This is a genomic window from Burkholderia sp. Ac-20345, assembly GCF_017104825.1.
Classification (GTDB): domain Bacteria; phylum Pseudomonadota; class Gammaproteobacteria; order Burkholderiales; family Burkholderiaceae; genus Burkholderia; species Burkholderia lata_B.
In genome coordinates, this window is sequence record NZ_JAAGPO010000005.1 from 153295 (window position 1) to 170312 (window position 17018).

16 protein-coding genes are annotated in these 17018 nt (G+C 65.3%); 11 read left to right on the top strand and 5 right to left on the bottom strand.

Annotated features, from left to right (window positions below):
* Positions 1-609: 609 nt before the first annotated feature.
* Complete coding sequence (locus tag G3O06_RS04480) at positions 610-1206, top strand: hypothetical protein (protein ID WP_205815161.1); 597 nt, start codon at positions 610-612, stop codon at positions 1204-1206.
* Positions 1207-1441: 235 nt separating this feature from the next.
* Positions 1442-1774: a cupin domain-containing protein gene (locus tag G3O06_RS04485; protein WP_205815162.1), complete on the top strand. Its 333-nt coding sequence runs from the start codon at positions 1442-1444 to the stop codon at positions 1772-1774.
* A gap of 168 nt (positions 1775-1942) precedes the next feature.
* On the opposite strand, the gene G3O06_RS04490 is transcribed toward G3O06_RS04485, so the two are convergent.
* On the bottom strand, positions 1943-2242 hold the full coding sequence (locus G3O06_RS04490) for an H-NS histone family protein (RefSeq protein WP_059902647.1): 300 nt from the start codon (positions 2240-2242) through the stop codon (positions 1943-1945).
* A gap of 282 nt (positions 2243-2524) precedes the next feature.
* On the opposite strand from G3O06_RS04490, the gene G3O06_RS04495 reads away from it, so the two are divergent.
* On the top strand, positions 2525-3013 hold the full coding sequence (locus tag G3O06_RS04495) for a RidA family protein (RefSeq protein ID WP_205815163.1): 489 nt from the start codon (positions 2525-2527) through the stop codon (positions 3011-3013).
* 735 nt (positions 3014-3748) lie between these two features.
* Positions 3749-4000 (top strand): hypothetical protein, encoded by a 252-nt coding sequence (locus G3O06_RS04500; RefSeq protein ID WP_174967130.1) that lies wholly within the window; start codon positions 3749-3751, stop codon positions 3998-4000.
* Positions 4001-4063: 63 nt separating this feature from the next.
* Here the strand turns inward: G3O06_RS04500 and G3O06_RS04505 are convergent, their stop codons facing one another.
* On the bottom strand, positions 4064-5176 hold the full coding sequence (locus G3O06_RS04505; RefSeq protein ID WP_205815164.1) for a histidinol-phosphate transaminase: 1113 nt from the start codon (positions 5174-5176) through the stop codon (positions 4064-4066).
* 201 nt (positions 5177-5377) lie between these two features.
* Here G3O06_RS04505 and G3O06_RS04510 point away from each other — a divergent pair, with 201 nt between their 5' ends.
* Together G3O06_RS04510 and G3O06_RS04515 are read left to right on the top strand one after the other, a co-directional pair.
* The gene (locus G3O06_RS04510) at positions 5378-5557 is read left to right on the top strand and encodes a hypothetical protein (RefSeq protein WP_205815165.1); all 180 of its coding nucleotides are present in this window, start codon (positions 5378-5380) and stop codon (positions 5555-5557) included.
* Positions 5558-5610: 53 nt separating this feature from the next.
* Positions 5611-6696 carry a helix-turn-helix transcriptional regulator gene (locus tag G3O06_RS04515; protein WP_241019513.1) on the top strand — a complete coding sequence of 362 codons (1086 nt, stop codon included), beginning with the start codon at positions 5611-5613 and terminating at the stop codon, positions 6694-6696.
* Between the two features lie 70 nt (positions 6697-6766).
* Here the strand turns inward: G3O06_RS04515 and G3O06_RS04520 are convergent, their stop codons facing one another.
* Positions 6767-8920 (bottom strand): glycosyl hydrolase family 28 protein, encoded by a 2154-nt coding sequence (locus G3O06_RS04520; protein ID WP_205815167.1) that lies wholly within the window; start codon positions 8918-8920, stop codon positions 6767-6769.
* 577 nt (positions 8921-9497) lie between these two features.
* Here G3O06_RS04520 and G3O06_RS04525 point away from each other — a divergent pair.
* The 5 genes from G3O06_RS04525 to G3O06_RS04545 all read left to right on the top strand — a co-directional run bounded on the left by G3O06_RS04525 (position 9498) and on the right by G3O06_RS04545 (position 15314).
* Positions 9498-10484 (top strand): TRAP transporter substrate-binding protein, encoded by a 987-nt coding sequence (locus G3O06_RS04525; protein WP_174967127.1) that lies wholly within the window; start codon positions 9498-9500, stop codon positions 10482-10484.
* The gene (locus G3O06_RS04530; RefSeq protein WP_174967126.1) at positions 10481-11053 is read left to right on the top strand and encodes a TRAP transporter small permease; all 573 of its coding nucleotides are present in this window, start codon (positions 10481-10483) and stop codon (positions 11051-11053) included. Before G3O06_RS04525 ends, G3O06_RS04530 begins: the two co-directional genes overlap by 4 nt.
* 4 nt (positions 11054-11057) lie before the next feature.
* The gene (locus G3O06_RS04535) at positions 11058-12410 is read left to right on the top strand and encodes a TRAP transporter large permease (protein ID WP_059241306.1); all 1353 of its coding nucleotides are present in this window, start codon (positions 11058-11060) and stop codon (positions 12408-12410) included.
* Positions 12411-12500: 90 nt separating this feature from the next.
* Positions 12501-13592 carry a beta-propeller fold lactonase family protein gene (locus G3O06_RS04540; protein ID WP_205815168.1) on the top strand — a complete coding sequence of 364 codons (1092 nt, stop codon included), beginning with the start codon at positions 12501-12503 and terminating at the stop codon, positions 13590-13592.
* Between the two features lie 162 nt (positions 13593-13754).
* Positions 13755-15314, top strand: a complete 1560-nt coding sequence (locus G3O06_RS04545; protein ID WP_205815169.1) for a methyl-accepting chemotaxis protein — start codon at positions 13755-13757, stop codon at positions 15312-15314.
* A 113-nt stretch (positions 15315-15427) separates the two neighbouring features.
* On the opposite strand, the gene G3O06_RS04550 is transcribed toward G3O06_RS04545, so the two are convergent.
* Both G3O06_RS04550 and G3O06_RS04555 read right to left on the bottom strand, forming a co-directional pair.
* Entirely contained in the window at positions 15428-15682 is a 255-nt protein-coding gene (locus tag G3O06_RS04550; RefSeq protein WP_205815170.1) for a hypothetical protein, read from the bottom strand.
* A 32-nt stretch (positions 15683-15714) separates the two neighbouring features.
* Positions 15715-17004 carry an FAD-binding oxidoreductase gene (locus tag G3O06_RS04555; protein WP_205815176.1) on the bottom strand — a complete coding sequence of 430 codons (1290 nt, stop codon included), beginning with the start codon at positions 17002-17004 and terminating at the stop codon, positions 15715-15717.
* Positions 17005-17018 lie beyond the last annotated feature (14 nt).

Here is a 17018-nt window from a genome sequence, read left to right on the forward strand (position 1 = left end):
TGCGGCAGGTGCAGTTTTCGTTTACCCCGGGATTTGTCGGACGTGTGCGTTGCTGATGCACGCATGCCCTGATAATTCGGCAACGTAAACAGTATAGAAAGCGAATCAGTCGCCAGCGGGTCAATGATTGCGTCTTGTGCGATACCCGCATCGCCGCAGATCGCAGGTCAGGACATATATCGAAGTGAAGAGGATGAACGCAACCAGAGCGGTGGAGCCGGGTTGCTCAGTGCGCCGCATGACGCGCGGCGAGGTTCATTTCGCGCGGCTATCGGCGCAGCGTGTCGGCCTTTCGCACAATCTCTCGTCAACACGGCGATCAAGCGACGTTCCACCGTCGAAGTCCGACGACCGTTTGCGAAGAATGCGTTGACGTGCGAGCGTCCTGACCTCGGAACTCGCGAGTAACGCATCATGGCCGGTGGCTGCCTGCCGCATGGGTCCGAGTTCCGCTTTCTCCAGGCATGCGAAACTGACGATGATTGGCGGCAGCTGGCAACGCGTCATGCGCATCGGGGTCGGCGCGAGGCGGCCATGTATTGGGACATTTGCTGGCGATCTCGGTAAGCATTCTTCAACACAAGTCACTTCAACAGGATGAATACTCGAATGACTGTCCCCGACCAGGATGCGTGGAAAGCATGGCACCCGGCCGAACTTGCCCAACGATTGAACGCTGTCCATTTGCCCTGGTGTGTCGTCGGCGGATGGGCCCTCGATCTTTGGCATGGCGCCCAGACGCGTGAACATGACGATCTGGAATTCACCATATTGCGAGAAGACTTTGGATCTTTCCGCCGAGCGTTCGGTGATCTGGAGTTCTACACTGCGCATGCCGGAGTTGTCGAAAAGCTGCCGGAAAATCAGGACGCCCCATCGGGGATCATGCAATTCTGGGGATTCGACCGCGCGGATGGAAGCTGGCGGATAGATATGATGATCGAACCGGGAACGGTTGAATCGTGGGCGTACAAGAGAGAGCCGTCGTTCAAGCGACCGCGCGCCGAAATGGTGATGAAAACAGCCAACGGCATTCCCTATCTGAACCCATCAGCTGTGCTGCTGTTCAAGGCTCGGGACCGGCGCCCGAAAGATCAACAGGATTTCGACAGCGCATTGCCGAAACTGCCGGTTGCCGAACGTGCGTGGCTGAAAGGCTGTCTCGACGTTCTCCACCCCGGCAACGAATGGGCGCAGGCGTTGTAATGGCGAGTCGTTACGCTGGGTATGGAATCGGCGACACGTTTGCAGGGGCTCGACGCGATTTCGCCCGGATTCGGCACGTTACGCCGGCCTCGGTCGACTACGGATCGACGTGTTCCGCCGCGTCCTTCGCGGCGAAACAAGGGCGCCTTATTGGCGGCCACTGGACTACAGTGAACATTCCCCGCCACCTTCAAGCCTGCCCGCAGCTCCCCGAATATTACCGACGAGGCGATCCATGCAACTTCAAACCGGCAACCTGTTCACCACCGAAGGCCAGCGTGGCGACGACGAGCAAATCGACCTCCTCGTCACGGGCCAGCGCCTGAACGTCGAGAGAATCATATCGATGGGCCACACGAGCCCCGACGGCTTTTGGTATGACGACTCGCGCGCCGAATGGGTCGTGCTGCTGTCGGGGGCGGCCGTACTCGAATTCGAAGAAGGCCCGACGCGCCATGAAATGCACCCGGGCGACTACGTGTTGATCGAGCCGCATTGCCGCCATCGCGTCGCGTGGACGCACGAAGAAACGCAATCCGTCTGGCTTGCGATCTATTACGAACGTTGAGTCAGGAAATATTGGGCGGGGCGAAATACGATTCGGCGCGTAGCATGCACGCCACGCGCCGATTGAGACAAAGCTTCATCAACCGGAACGGTCTTTGAATACCGCCGGTATCGATGCCCAAATAGCAGGGCGGCGCGCTAAACAGCACGCCGCTACGCGTCGAGAATCTTATTCCTGGATCAGGAATCGATTGCGATTCTTCGCGTCCTTGATCCATGCGGGCGCGCGACCGCGGCCCGACCAGGTTGCCCCGGTCTTCGGGTCACGATACTTGGCCTGCACGGGGGCGGCCGCTTGCTTGGCCGGTCGACCACGGCGCGAACCGAAAATATCCTTTTCGGTAATGCCGAATTCCGCAACTTTGGTACGGATGTCGTCGACGATAGCCTGGAATTCCGCGGCACGTGCAGCTTCGGCTTTTTCGGCCAAAGCCTCCATTTGGGCTTTCAGTTCCTTGTACGTTGCCATGTATCACTCTTCAGGTTGAGTACCCACATGATAGCGGTTTCAGCGGGAAATTTTCAGGAAATTCTCTTCGACTACGCCTTTTATCATCCATTCGGCTATGCAGGACTGCTTCGAACACCTGAAAAGTGTGTCATGTTTGAGAAAACGTAGAGGATTACCCGGAAAGTCTTAACGGCGGCGGCACGTCATTTTGACCGCTCGCCGCATGTCGTTTTTTCTCGAGACAAGCAATCGAGACTTAATTATTCTTTACATTTTTCTGAAGTATCGGGGAATTCACTAATGAACAGAGACAATAAGCTGAGCCATGTCGCAGCCGAATTCGGCTTCAATCCGGACGAGGAAATCAGGATCGGCGGAAAGTACACGCCCGTTCTGGTCGACGGGAACACGGCGTACATTGCCGGCCAGATTCCGCGGATCGGCGAAGTGGTGCATTTCGTGGGCGTAGTGGGGGAATCCGTTTCGCTCGATGAAGCTCGCCGGGCCGCCGGCGTATCGGCGCTGCGTGCGCTCTCGCTGATCAGAAATCACTGCGGCACGCTCGATGCGATAGCGACGGTGCCACGCATCACCGTGTATGTGCGAAGTGCGCCCGGCTTCTCGATGCAAAGCGAAGTCGCCGATGGCGCATCCGACGTTTTGTATGCGGTGCTTGGCGACGCAGGCGTTCATACGCGTTCGTCGGTCGGTGTGTTGCAATTGCCCAAAGGCGCGTCGGTGGAAGCGGATTTCATTTTCGGGTTGAAGCGCGGCGAAGTCGGTATCTGATTCCGGCGGGCCATCTCTCGCGGATGTGTCGTTTCGCGAAACATTCAGGTATCCGACGCATGACACGCCAGCCGGTGACAGCAGGCGCCTGCAATGCCGAAAGAAACAAGAGACTGCTGCCGAAGGATTCGACAGGTTGCTCGCCGATGAGGATCTCGCGAACCTTCGGGCGATCTTCGATGCCTGAGATGTGAACGCGCGCTGGTTCATCGAGCAAGGCGCGGACGCTGCCGCTGCCGACGCGTACGGCAACACGGCGCCGCACGTTCGCGCCTGCAATCGTCGCGCTTGGCTATGCACTACCCCGGTGCGCGCTGAAAATCGTTGCCTTCCGCGTACCCGGCAGCAGTGCTTCGGTTGCATGCCGTTCAAGTCGTAAGCCGATCGTGAGTTTGTCGCCGGCCGGCAACCATATGCCTGCCGCGCTACTCCCGACTCCCTGAAACTTCCGGAAAAACCCACCCCACCCATATCCCCCGACATCCCCACTTTGGGAGATGCCATCGCCCGACAGTAAGCCTACGATTGCCCTCAGGGCATCGGGGCCGGAAGTCTTCAGAACAATCGGAAAGGCCCGCCATTCCGTGTCGAAATCAGCAAATGCCCACGCGGTTTACTGACACAGCTTCTGCGTACGATGACGCTCGACGTGTGCGGTGAGTTCCTTGCATCGCAACACGATGGAGCGTTGATGACGGAAGGCCTGCTGTCGTATTTCGGGGAATTTCAATCAATATGCTGGCACGAGACTATGCAGAACGAGAGCTCTCTCACATCCAGAGGATGGTGGCTCTCCTGGACAGCGAGACGCACGCTGACGATGTGTCGATGTCGGGCGCGGGGCGTGTGCGACATCCGAGCTACTGGCGAGGGCGCATCGAGGAGCTGCTGTCGGCGCCCGATGTACCGCGCCATGTCAGGAAGCTCAGCGAAGTGGTGCTCGCGAAGATCAACGCGATGGAATTGCGGTTCGCGACGATGAAGTAAGCACATCGTCGGATACGGCGCTGGCATGCGCTCCACCGCGTCGTCGACCGGATGGCCGGTCGCTTATCCGGGCGCCATCACGTCAAGCAGGGCCGCACGAAACGCGGCCATCTCCGCGCGGGTGCCGATGGAGACGCGAAGATACGCCGGCGGCCCGGACTCGCGAATCAGGACGCCGTGGCGCAGGAGTCCGCTCCAGATCCGCTGCCGATCCGCGAATTCGCCGAACATCACGAAGTTGGCATCGGAATCGGCCACCGTGAGGCCCACGCCACGCAGCCAGTCGACGGTCGAGTCGCGCTCGGCCTTGATCGCCTCGACTTGCGACAGCATCTCGTCACGCGCGACCAGCGCCGCGCAGGCCGCCGCCTGAGTGAAGGCGGACAGGTGGTAGGGCAATCGAACCAGCTTCAGCGCTTCCACGATTGCCGGCGCACATGCGCAATACCCGACGCGGCCGCCCGCGAATTTGAACGCCTTGCTCAGCGTACGGGTGACGATGAGCCGCGGATGGCTCGGCAGCAGCGTCACCGCGCTGGGAACGCCGCGCCGCCGGAACTCCGCATAGGCTTCGTCGACGACGACCACGCCCGGCGCGACGTCGAGGATGGCGCGGATATCGTCGACCGGCAGCGCGGTGCCGGTCGGGTTGTTCGGCGACGTCAGCAGCACCACGCTCGGCTGGTGCCGGCGAATGCTGTCGAGCGCCTGATCCCGATCCAGCGCGAAATCCTCGGTGCGCGGCAACGTATGCAGGCGCGTGAAGGTCGTGCGGCAGTATTCGTCATACATGGGATACGCGGGCGTAAAGGCCAGCGCCGATCGTCCCGGGCCGCCGAATGCCTGCAGGATCTGCTGGATCACTTCATTCGAGCCGTTGGCCGCCCAGACGCTCGATGCGTCGACCGTCACCCCGGTGTCGTGCGTCAGATACGCAGCCAGATGCGTTCGCAGTTCGGCAAAGTCGCGATCGGGATAGCGGTTCGCCGCGCGCGCGGCGTCGGCCACCGCGGTCGCGATGCGCTCGACGAGCGCCGGCGACGGCGGATAGGGATTCTCGTTGACGTTCAGGCAGACCGGCGCGTCGAGCTGCGGCGCGCCGTACGCGTGCTGCAACCTGAGATCCTCGCGGAGCGGCAAATCCGGCAAGGCGACGGTTTTCCAGGGTTGTTGCATTGAAAACACTCCGTACGGTTTCGATTGATCGACGCAGCAGGTTTTTAAGGCGGCAAAAAACAAAAAAGGCGCCGGAGGCGCCTTGGTTGTCGTCTTGATCGGGCATTCACCCGATGCAATTGCTAGATGCGAAACGAACCACGGCGCAACAGAGGGCGTCCGTGGTGATGGTGCAGCGAGATCGCGGTGTTTCGAATCGTCATGCGTCGCATCATGGCATACCCTGATCCGGATGAAAAGCGGGCGGCACCGCGCGTGCCGGATTCGATTGCGTTGCAAAGCCGGAAAAAGCGGCCATTACGTCTGACGATAAACGGTAACAAACGTGGTATTTCGACCAAATGCGAACGAGTGATTCAAACGTTGGCGCCGATTGACTAAGATGCGCAGAAGTCGTTCGACAAAAACGCACGGCGCGGGGTGGCCAGATGCAAATGAACGGGTTGATTCCATCGGCATGGATCGATGACGTCTACGCTGCGGCGCTGGGCGATCAACGATGGGAAACGGTGCTGGACGGGCTGCGATCGTGGGTCGGCGTGCGCATGGTTACGCTGCTGTCATTCGACGATGCAGCGAGGGTGCCGGCGATCGAGCAGGCGGCGGGCGACGACGCGTCATGGGTCGCCGCGTGTTACCACACCTACAACACCGAGTTCTATCTGTACGACCCGGTCGTGCCGGTTGCCGCCAACTGGCCGGCGGGCCGCTGGTTCGAGGACGTCAAGCACCTGTCCGCGCACCAGCGCGCGCACAGCGCGTTCTACCAGGAATTCCTTCACCCCTATGGGCTCGGCAGCATCTCGGGCCTGTACATCCATCGCAGCGAGGGCTCGGGCGCATTCCTCAGCGTTCAGGGCGGCCCGGAGTCGCAGGGTCTGTCCGACGATCAACGCCACGCGATCGAAAGCATGGGGATGCACATCAGCCGCGCGCTGCAGATCCAGGCGCGGATCGGCGAGCTCGAAGCGCGCGTGGCCGCGGCCGAATCGGCGCTCGATGCGATTCCGGTGCCGGTGTTCCTGCTCGGCGCACAGCGCGAACTGCGCTACACGAATCAAGCGGCCGATCAACTGATCGCGTCGGAACCGGCGCTGCGGGTGGTGAACGGGCGTTTCGCGCCGGAAGGCTGCGTCGACGATGCGCAATGGCGGCACGCGTACGCGCGCGGCGGGCTGTTGTTGCGGCGTGCAACGGGCGAACCGCTGCCGCTGGCGTTGATGCCGGTGCCCGAGCAGTCGCGCCTGATGCGCGAGCGGCCGGGCGTCGCGACGCTGATGACGGCCGCGGACCTGCGTTCGCCGTCGGCCCGCGCGCAGCGGCTGCGCGTGTTCTACGGGCTGTCGTCGGCCGAGGCCGATCTCGCCGTGCTGCTGTGCTGCGACGGGCTGTCGCCGCAGGAATGCGCGGGGTTGCGCGGCGTGTCGATCGGCACGATCCGCACGCAGATCAAATCGATTTACGCGAAGACGGCCGTGGCGCGCGCGGCGCAACTGACGTCGCTGGTCATGCAGACCTGAACGCGCCGCGCGCACGGGCGCGGCGGGTTTCCCGCGTTGGCGCGGGAAACCCGATCGCGTTGGCCGCGCGTTACAGCGCCGGCGCCCACGTCGAACCGAACGGGTTCGACTGGTCGATTCCGGGGAAGTCGACGAACGCCTTGCTGCAGTCGAGCACGCTGGCCGGATCGATCGTCCGGACCGCCGTGCCGTTAACGACGACCCGGTTCGCCGTCGACGGGAACACCGGCAGGTTCACGTTGTGCAGCGTGAGGTTCGCGTCGGACGCGATCGTCGAGATGCCGTCGGGCGTGTCGGCCACCACGTCGCTCAGCGACATCACGAGCGGGAAGGCCGGCTCGCCGTAGCCGCCGGTGTTCGCTTCGAACCCCTGCAGCTTCACGCCGGCCGTGCCCTCGATCACGACGTTCGCGAGCGAGATGTCGTGGAAGTTCGGGTACAGCGGCCCGCTCGCGGGGACGGCCTTCGTGCTGTAGTACGGCGTGAACAGCAGCGCGTTCTTCGCATCGCGGATGCAGATGTTCGAATAGCGGATGTTGCTCACTTCGCCGCCGCGCGCATAGTCGGACTTGATGCGCAGCCCTTCTTCCGAATCCTGGAACGAATTGTCGTACACCTGAACGTTCGTCACGCCGCCGTTGGTCTCGCTGCCGATCGAGATGCCGTGCCCCCAGTAGATGTGGTTGTGTGCGATCACGACGCCCCATTTGCGATCGGCGCGCACGTCGCGATTGCCGTCGATGCCGAACAGCCCCGAACCGGCGGGTGCCGGGTTGTTGCTGCCCTTGAGTGCGATGTCGTCGTCGCCGGTGCTCACGTAGTTGTACGCGAACACGAAGTTCTTCAGGTAGCCGTCGAACGAGATCGCGGCGGCGGACGTCGTCGTGCTGCCGGTCGATAGCGCCACCGACGTCGGCTTCGACGCGGAGCCCGGATCGAACGCATCGGTGTTCTTCACGTTGTCCGCGTTCAACGTCTGCCCGTTGTACAGCGGGTTGCCGTTACCGGCCGGGTTCGCGAATGCGGCGAGCGTCGGTGTCTGCACCTTCACTTTCCAGATCGTCAGCCCGTCGACGCCGCTCGGCACCACGTGGAAATTCGGGCTGTTGTTCAGCGTGATGCGGTACAGCGTGAGGTTCTTCGCGTAGTTGAACACCATCAGCCGGAAATTCGACTGCGAGCCGAAGCCGGTCGTGCCGTTCTGCACCATGTTGCCGAGATACGCGAGATCCCACCAGGTCATGTTGCGCACCGTCGATTTCGAGTCGACGACGGTGCCGCCGTCGTCGCAGGCGGTGCCGTCGGGTGCCACCGTGCCGCCCTTGTACGCCGCGTAGGTGTTCGAGCAGGTCAGGTCGACCTTCATCAGCGGGTATTTCGCATCGGACGTGACGAGCTCCGCATAGCCGCGCCCGTCGATGCGGCCGTCGCCGACCACCGCCGCGTTCACGAGGTTGGTGCCGGTGATCAGCGCGGCGCAGTTCGACGAGCTGCCGGCCTTCGTCGTGCTGACGGCCGTATTGCCGCAGTACGGGCCGGCGGCGTTCGGCGAATAGGCCTTCACGTCGCGCGACGCATACAGCGTGACACCCTTGTCGATCCACAGCGTGACGCCGGACGGCAGTGTCAGCGGCCCGCTGATGAAGCCGTTGCCGGGCCCTGCGTGATTGACGACGAGCCGCACCGCGAACTTGCTCGCGCGGTACTTCGGCTTCGCGAGCTCCTCGCCGGACGCGCCGGCGAGGTTCGCGTTCGGGACGGCGGCCGACTTCTGTGCGGCGGTGGCCGCGGCGTCCGCCGCCGCGATCGTCGCGCCGACCTCGGCGTCCACCGCCGCGCCGCATGCGTCGAGCGCGGCCTGGAGGCGCGCCTGGTCGGGGTTGGCCGTCGCGGCCGGTACGGCCTTGCCGACGCCGGCCGTCGACGGGTCGGCCTCCGGCGGCAGCGAGCCGTCGGGGCGGCTCACGAGCGTATTGGCGGCCTCGAGCGTGCTGCAGACCTGCGTGTCGGCGGGCAGCACGGGTTCGGCTGGCAGGTTCGCGTCGACGGTCGTCGTGCCGACCTGGAACACGCTGGTGGCGGGCGGCGCGTTGGAGGCGACGCCGCCCGCGCTGCTCGAATCGTCACCGCCGCACGCGCTCAACGTTGCGGCCGTCGCGAGCAACGCCGCGAGCAGGCCGAGCACGCGCGGGCGTCCGTTCGGCCGGGAAAGGGGGAATGTCATGGCGAAGATCTCCTGATGAGGCATCGGTCGCGCGATGCCGGGTGGGTATCGGGTCGCCCGGGCCGCGCGCGTCGGCCGGCGCGAACGTGCGCCTGAACGTGCTGCGGGCAAGGCCGGGGCGGGTGAGCGCGGGCCTCCGGCGCGAGTTGCCGGAGCCGGCGCCACGGGGGCGATCGCGTGGCGCGCGATGCATGGCCGGCGCGTGCTCGTGGCACCGCGCGGGTAGGTCCGTGTCGTGGTCAGTCATCCTATGACAACACCAGCCGAAGCGAAAGATTGCGTTTCGGCGTCGGGAAACAGCCACACGGGCATCCGATTCAAATGCGGACCCATTTCCGGAAAACGTTTCGCCAGAAGTCCCCAAAGCGGAGAAGGCGATTCCCCGAAACTCGCCGAGAACCCGTTATGGCGGCGGTCATAGGGGTATGCACCAAGTGAGTTAAACGATTAACCGACGTACATTCGCTCAACACGTCATACGACGTATGACTCTGCGGTTCGGGGAAGCACATTGGCGGCGCACGCGCCGGCCGACGGATCGCCGCACAACAACGATCGACCATCAAGGAGACTCACCATGAAGCACCGATTCACCGGCTCCCGTACCGCACTGGCCGTCGCGCTGATGGCCGGCTTTGCCATGTCCGCCCAGGCGCGCGTGTTCCGCTCGGCGGACGTGCACGGCGACAACTTCCCGACCAACATGGCCGTGAAGTTCATGGGCGACGAGCTGTCGAAGCAGACGGGCGGCAAGGATTCGATCAAGGTGTTCGGCAACAGCGCGCTCGGCTCGGAGAAGGACACGGTCGACCAGGTGCGGATCGGCGCGATCGACATGGCGCGCGTGAACGGCGCGTCGTTCAACGAGATCGTGCCGGAATCGCTGATTCCGTCGTTCCCGTTCCTGTTCCGCGACGTCGATCATTTCCGCAAGGCGATGTACGGCCCGGCCGGCCAGAAGATCCTCGACGCGTTCACCGCGAAGGGGATGATCGCGCTGACGTTCTACGAGAGCGGCGCGCGCTCGATCTACGCGAAGCGCCCGGTGCGCTCGCCGGCCGACATGAAGGGGCTGAAGGTGCGCGTGCAGCCGTCGGACCTGATGGTCGACGAGATCAGGGCGATGGGCGGCACGCCGACGCCGATGCCGTTCGCCGAGGTGTACACGGGCCTGAAGACGGGCCTCGTCGATGCGGCCGAAAACAACATGCCGTCGTACGAGGAAACCAAGCATTACGAAGTGGCGCCCGATTACTCGGAGACGCAGCACGCGATGACGCCGGAAGTGCTGGTGTTCTCGAAGAAGGTCTGGGACACGCTGTCGCCGCAGGAGCAGGCGGCCATCAAGAAGGCGGCGGCCGATTCGGTGCCGTACTACCAGAAGCTGTGGACCGCGCGCGAAGCGTCCGCGCAGCAGACGGTGACGAAGGGCGGCGCGAAGGTCCTGCCGGCCGCGCAGATCGACCGAGCGGCGTTCGTGAAGGCGATGCAGCCGCTGTGGACGAAGTACGAGAAGACGCCGCAGATGAAGCAGATCGTCGACGAGATCGAGGCCACCAAGTGACGCGTCGCACCTCCCTGAACAGCGCGACGGCCGCGGGCGGGGCGGCCGCCGCCCCGGACGGCGCGACGCCGGCGCGGCCGCATGCCGCACCGCTGTTGCGCTGCGTGAACGACGTGCTGTTCCGCGTGCTGGCCGTGATTGCGTCGGCGTGCCTCGCGGTGCTGACGGTGCTGGTGTTCTACGCGGTCGTGATGCGCTACGTGTTCGAGAATGCGCCGGATTTCGTGGAGCCGATCGCGCTGCTGCTCGTGATCGTGATCGCGATGTTCGGCGCGGCGATGAAGGTGCGCGACGGCGGGCATATCGGCCTCGATTCGCTCGTGCGCCGGCTGCCGCCGAAATCGCGTACGGCGGTGATCGCGATCCAGCACCTGAGCCTGATCGCGTTCGCGATCATGATCATGGTCGGCTGCGGCAGCATGGCCGCCGAGACGATGGGCGACCGCATTCCGATCATCGGGCTGCCCGAAGGTGTGCGTTACCTGATCGCGATGCCCGCGGCGATCGCCATCATCCTCTTCTCGCTCGAGCACCTGCTCGCGCTTCGTCGTTCTTCGCCGGGACAATAACGCCATGGAACTTGCGATCCTGTCCGTCAGTTTTCTGATTTTCCTCGTGCTCGGCGTACCCGTGTCGTTCGCGCTCGGGATAGCCTGCGTGCTGACCTATATGGTCGAAGGCTTGCCGATCGCGACCGCGATGCAGGCCATGATCTCGGGGATGAACGCGTTCTCGTTCCTCGCGGTGCCGTTCTTCATCTTCTCCGGCGAACTGATGCTGCACGGCGGCATCGCGGACCGGATCCTGCGCTTCGCGCAGGCGACCGTCGGCCACTTCCGCGGCGGCCTCGGGATGGCGAACGTCGTCGCCTGTACGCTGTTCGGCGGCGTGTCGGGTTCGCCGACCGCCGATACGTCCGCGATGGGCGGCGTGGTGATTCCGCTGATGAAGCGCGAAGGCTACAGCGCCGCGTACGCAGTGAACGTGACGACGCATGCGTCGCTCGCCGGTGCGCTGATGCCGACGTCGACCAACATGATCATCTACGCGTTCGCCGCGCAGGGCATCACCGGGATGCTGCACGGCCAGCCGGTGAGCGGCGTGTCGATCGGCGACCTGCTGTTCTCGGGGCTACTGCCGGTGTTGTGGGTGATGGGCTTCGTGCTCGCCGCCGCGTACTGGCAGGCGGTGCGCCACGGCTATCCGCGCCGTGAAGACGGTTCGTCCGCGCTGCCCGCGTTCCCCGGCTGGTATGCGGTGCTGCGCAGCTTCGTCGGTGCGGTACCGGGCCTGATGGTGATCGCGATCATCCTCGTGTGTGTGGCGAAGGGGATTGCGACCGCGACCGAAGCCGCCGCGATCGCCGTCGTGTACTCGCTCGTGCTGACCGCGGTCGTGTACCGGACGCTGACGGCCGAGAAGCTGCGCCGCGCGCTGTCGCATGCGGCGCGCACGACGGGGGTCGTGCTGCTGCTGATCGCGGTGTCCAACATGCTGCGCTTCCAGATGTCGTACCTGGAGATTCCGGATGCGATCGAAGGGCTGCTGAAGCAGTCGACCGCCGCGCCGTGGCTGATGCTGCTGTACATCAACATCATCCAGGTGTTCCTCGGCACGTTCGTCGACATGGCCGCGCACATCCTGATCACGACGCCGCTGTTCCTGCCGATCGCGATGGCGTGCGGCGTCGGGCCGGTGCAGTTCGGGATCATGCTGCTGCTGAACTGCTCACTCGGCCTCGTGCATCCGCCGATCGGCTCGGTGCAGTTCGTCGGCTGCGCGATCGGCAACGTGTCGATCGGCGAGACCACGAAGATGGCGTGGCCGTACTACCTCGCGATCTTCAGTGCGATCAACATCGTCACGTACCTGCCGTTCTTCTCGACCTGGCTGCCGAGCCTGATCAGCGGGCACGCGGTGTTCTGAGCGGCTGCCTTGCCTGTCGCGGCGCCGGACGATCCCGATTGTCCGGCGCCGCAATCACGTCAACGGTTCCTTCACCCGCAGCGACTCCACATGAACAAGAAGACAGCATGGCGCGCCGTCGCGGCCGCCGCATTCGCGCTGGCCGCATCGCTCGCGCACGCCGCGACGTATGCGTACGTATCGAACAGCGACAGCCGCGACATCTCGGTATTCGGCGTCGACCCGTCGAACGGCGCGCTGACCGCGATCGAAACCGTGCCGGTCGACGGCACCGTGATGCCGATGGCGTTGTCGCCCGATCATCACCGGCTGTATGCGGCGCTGCGCTCGACGCCGTATCGCGTCGTCAGCTTCGCGATCAATCCGCTCGACGGACGGTTGATCGAACTCGGCCGCTCGCCGCTCGCGGACAGCATGGCGTATGTGTCGACCGATGCGTCGGGCCGCTACCTGTTCTCCGCGTCGTATGGCGGCAACCTGCTCGCGGTCAACCGGATCGGCGAGAACGGCGTGGCCGGCGACGTGCAGCAGACGGTCAAGACCGGCCCGATGGCGCACGCGATCCGCCAGTCGCCGGATGGTCGCTACGCGTTCGCTTCCGTGCTCGGCGCCGATGCGTGGCTGCGCTTGCCGTTCGACGCATCGACCGGCAAGCTGACCGACACGGGCGAGCCCGCGTACCGGCTGCCGGAGAAGTCGGGGCCGCGCCATTTCGTGTTTTCGTCGAACGGGCGGTTCGCGTACCTGATCGACGAGCTTGACGGCAAGCTGCACGTGCTCGCGCTGTCGCAGGGCGGCGCCGATGCGCGGCCGATCCAGACCGTGTCGATCCTGCCGCCGGATTTTCATGGCGACAAGCCGTGGGGCGCCGACCTGCACCTGACGCCGGACGGGAAATTTCTCTACGCGTCGGAGCGCACGTCGAGCACGCTTGCGGCGTACCGTGTCGATCCGGCGTCGGGCAAGCTCGCGCGGATCGGTACGTTCGCGACCGAGCAGCAGCCGCGCGGGTTCGCGATCGATCCGTCGGGCACGTATCTGCTCGCGGCCGGGCAATTGTCGCCGACGCTCGCGGTGTACAGGATCGACCGGCACACCGGCCACCTCGACGCGATCGGCAAGTATCCGGTCGGCAAGGGCGCGAACTGGGTCGAGATCGTCACGTACGACGGAGCGAACTGATCTGCATGCGACGGAGCGGGTGGCATCGCGCGCGTGCCGCCCGTCTCTAGATGTGCGCCTGCATGCAATGCCGGGGGTGCATCGAAATTGCACTCGATCGGCTCAAGTTGGATAAACCGCTGTCGTTAACCGACAAGGGACAACTTCGAGAGTCGATTCACCATGCGCGATCTGAAGGTAAAAAGCAGTTTGCTCGCCGTGCTGGCCGCGTTCGCCGCGATGATCATCGTCGGCGGCATTGTCGGCGTCGTAGCGCTCGGCGGCGCGAACACGAACGCGAAACGTCTGCACGCCATCGCGGCGCAGACGTCGCTCGTCAACGATGCGTACAAGGACAGCACCCGCACCCGCTCGGCGCTCGTGCGTGCCTATTCGGCACTGAAGGAACACAACGACCCGGCGCAGCGCGACTCGGCATTGCAAAGCGCGCAGCGCACGTTCGACCTGTCCGCAAAGGAAACGCTCGCATTCAAGGACACCGCGCCGATCGGCAGTCTCGGTGCCGACCTGAAGCAGGCGCTGGTCGAATCGTCGATGCATCTCGCGAGCGTCCTCGCTCGCGCGACCGACGCGCTGCGCAACGGCGATACCGCCGCGTATGCCGAGATCAACGACAAGGAAATCACGCTCGCCGGCCAGGTGTATTCGGCGAACGTCGAGAAATTCCAGCGCACGGCCAACCAGCTGGCGGAAGACACGATCGACGACGACAACGCCGCGTACTCGCGCATCATCGCGATGGTCGGCCTGGGTGTCGCACTGGCGCTCGCGCTGATCGCCGCGACGCACTTCGCGCTGCGCGCGATCGTGTCCCGGCCGCTCGCGAACGCGGCCGCGCTGCTCGACCGGATCGCGTCGAACGATCTGACCGTGACGGTGCCCGATGCCGGCCGTAACGAAATCGGCCAGCTGTTCGCGGCGATGAAGCGGATGCAGGCAGGGCTCGCTGCGACCGTCACCGGCATGCGCGACAGCAGCGACGCGATCCACACGGCCGCGCGCGAGATCGCCGCAGGCAACGTCGACCTGTCGAGCCGCACCGAGCAGCAGTCCGCGTCGCTCGAGGAAACGGCCGCGAGCATGGAGCAGCTGACGTCGACGGTACGCCAGAACGCGGACAATGCGCAGCAGGCGAGCACGCTCGCGGCGAGCGCGGCGGACCTCGCGCAGCACGGCGGCGAGCTGGTCGGTCGCGCCGTCGACATGATGGGCGTGATCAACACGAGCTCGCAGAAGATCGCGGAGATCACCGGGATGATCGACGGCATCGCGTTCCAGACCAACATTCTCGCGCTCAACGCGGCGGTCGAGTCGGCGCGCGCGGGTGATCACGGGCGCGGCTTCGCGGTCGTCGCGGGCGAGGTGCGCACGCTGGCCCAGCGCAGCGCGAGCGCCGCGCGCGAGATTCGGCAGCTGATCGGCGCGTCGATCGACGACGTACGCGACGGCAACACGCTCGTGACGCAGGCGGGACAGGCGATGGACGAGATCGTGGCGTCGGTGCGGCGCGTGGCGACGATCATGACCGAGATCACGACGGCCACCGTCGAGCAGAGCGCGGGTATCGACCAGGTCGGCCAGGCCGTCACGCAGATGGACCAGATGACGCAGCAGAACGCGGCGCTCGTCGAGCAGGCCAGTGCCGCCGCGACCGCGCTCGAGCAGCAGGCCGGTTCCATGCAGGCCGCGATGGCGGTTTTCCGGGTTGCGCGGGTGGGGTGAGCGTCTGTCTGGGGCGGCGTCGCGCGGGATATCCGCTTCAGCGGCGATGCACGAACCGGCAACGATGATCGCGGGTGGGCGGGGGCCCGCGACCATCGACGCATCGCGACCGATCAATCCTGCCGCTTGCCCGGATCGGTGCCGCCGCCCGGCGTGCCATCGACCGACCGGTCATCACGCCAATCCGCCAGCTCGCGCCACAGCGCCGGGCGCGCATGATCGCGCGGCGGCAGCTGGATCACGTACGCCACCCCTCGCACGTTGACCACGACGCCTGAGTCGGGCAGCGTGGCCGGGATGCCGGAGTACGGCAGGTCGGCATCCGGTTCGGAAACGGTACCCGGGCCGGGCGGGTGTCGAAGGATCATGCGAATTCTCCGGGGCGCCGCGCAACGGCGCATCAATAGCGGACACGCCCGATCAGACCCAGCGGGTCGACAGCGTGCTGGATAGCGGCGGCGACCTGCCGTTGTGCGGCCGGCACGTGCTTGCGGTAGTACGCGACGTTGACCGGCCCGACGCCATGCTCGGCGCTGAAGCAGCCACCGGCCCGTACCACGCGGTCGTACAGCGCGCCGCGCAGCGCCACCTGCTGCAGCGGCCCGTAGCGCTCCGCACCGGCGGGCGGGATCGATACGACGAGATGGCAGCCGCCGTCGCCGAAATGACCGAACGTGTGACAGCGCAGCGACGGATGCGCGGCCGCGATCCACTGCTCGGCATCGGTGACGAACGCGGCCAGCGCGCCGCGCGGAAACGACACGTCGAACGACAGCGGAATGCCGTCCTGCGCAACCGCGGCGGGCAGTGCATCGCGGATCCGCCAGAACCGTTCGGCCGGCGCGCAGGCCGCGTCGAGCACCACGTGTTCGCCCGCCAGCGCGTCGAGGGTTGCGACGGTGCGTTCCTCGAGCAGCGCGTCGAGCCCCGGCATGCCGGTCGCGATTTCGACGAGCGCATAGCACGCGGCAGCGTCGGCTTCGAACGGAATGCGCAATGACGGATACGCGGTCGCGACGCAGCCGACGGCCGCGGCCGACATGAATTCGAACGCCGACAGCATCTCGCCGAACGCGCGCTCGAACGCGAGCAGGCCGGCGAGCGCCGCGTCGTACGATGCAAACGCGACGAACGCCGCGCACGACGACTGTTCGAGCGGCGCGAGCGCGAACGACACGGCCGTCACGAGCCCGTTGGCGCCGTTCGCGCCGATGAAGCATTGCGTGACGTCGAACCCCGCGTTGCGCTTGCGCAGCGGCGCGAGCGCGTCGATCACGGTGCCCGCCGCATCGGCGAGCACGACTTCGACGCCGAGCACGTTGCGGCGTACGTCGCCGTATTTGATCAGGCGGCTGCCGCCCGCGTTGGCGCCGACGAGGCCGCCGGCTGCTGGATCGCTGCCGAGGTCGATCGGCAGGCAGAGGCCGGCTTCGGCCGCCACGCGGTTGATGTCGGACAGCCGCGCGCCGGCCTCGACCGTGATGCTGCGGTTCGCCGGATCGAAAGCACGAACGGCGCGCATCCGGTCGAACGACACCACGCATTGCGTGCCGCTGCGATCGGGCACGGCGGCGCCGACGAGCCCGGTGCGCGCGCCCTGCGCGACGAGCGCGATGCGGTGCGCGACGGCGACTCGTGCGAGCGCGCCCGTGTCGGCGGTCGAGGCCGGTCGGGCAACGCCGCGTGTGATGCCGCGGCGACGGG

Excerpts from the sequence above, each read along its gene's own strand:
- G3O06_RS04480 (WP_205815161.1), top strand. The coding sequence starts at position 610 with ATGACTGTCCCCGACCAGGATGCGTGGAAAGCATGGCACCCGGCCGAA.
- G3O06_RS04485 (WP_205815162.1), top strand. The coding sequence starts at position 1,442 with ATGCAACTTCAAACCGGCAACCTGTTCACCACCGAAGGCCAGCGTGGC.
- G3O06_RS04490 (WP_059902647.1), bottom strand. The coding sequence starts at position 2,242 with ATGGCAACGTACAAGGAACTGAAAGCCCAAATGGAGGCTTTGGCCGAA.
- G3O06_RS04495 (WP_205815163.1), top strand. The coding sequence starts at position 2,525 with ATGAACAGAGACAATAAGCTGAGCCATGTCGCAGCCGAATTCGGCTTC.
- G3O06_RS04500 (WP_174967130.1), top strand. The coding sequence starts at position 3,749 with ATGCTGGCACGAGACTATGCAGAACGAGAGCTCTCTCACATCCAGAGG.
- G3O06_RS04505 (WP_205815164.1), bottom strand. The coding sequence starts at position 5,176 with ATGCAACAACCCTGGAAAACCGTCGCCTTGCCGGATTTGCCGCTCCGC.
- G3O06_RS04510 (WP_205815165.1), top strand. The coding sequence starts at position 5,378 with ATGCGTCGCATCATGGCATACCCTGATCCGGATGAAAAGCGGGCGGCA.
- G3O06_RS04515 (WP_241019513.1), top strand. The coding sequence starts at position 5,611 with ATGAACGGGTTGATTCCATCGGCATGGATCGATGACGTCTACGCTGCG.
- G3O06_RS04520 (WP_205815167.1), bottom strand. The coding sequence starts at position 8,920 with ATGACATTCCCCCTTTCCCGGCCGAACGGACGCCCGCGCGTGCTCGGC.
- G3O06_RS04525 (WP_174967127.1), top strand. The coding sequence starts at position 9,498 with ATGAAGCACCGATTCACCGGCTCCCGTACCGCACTGGCCGTCGCGCTG.
- G3O06_RS04535 (WP_059241306.1), top strand. The coding sequence starts at position 11,058 with ATGGAACTTGCGATCCTGTCCGTCAGTTTTCTGATTTTCCTCGTGCTC.
- G3O06_RS04540 (WP_205815168.1), top strand. The coding sequence starts at position 12,501 with ATGAACAAGAAGACAGCATGGCGCGCCGTCGCGGCCGCCGCATTCGCG.
- G3O06_RS04545 (WP_205815169.1), top strand. The coding sequence starts at position 13,755 with ATGCGCGATCTGAAGGTAAAAAGCAGTTTGCTCGCCGTGCTGGCCGCG.
- G3O06_RS04550 (WP_205815170.1), bottom strand. The coding sequence starts at position 15,682 with ATGATCCTTCGACACCCGCCCGGCCCGGGTACCGTTTCCGAACCGGAT.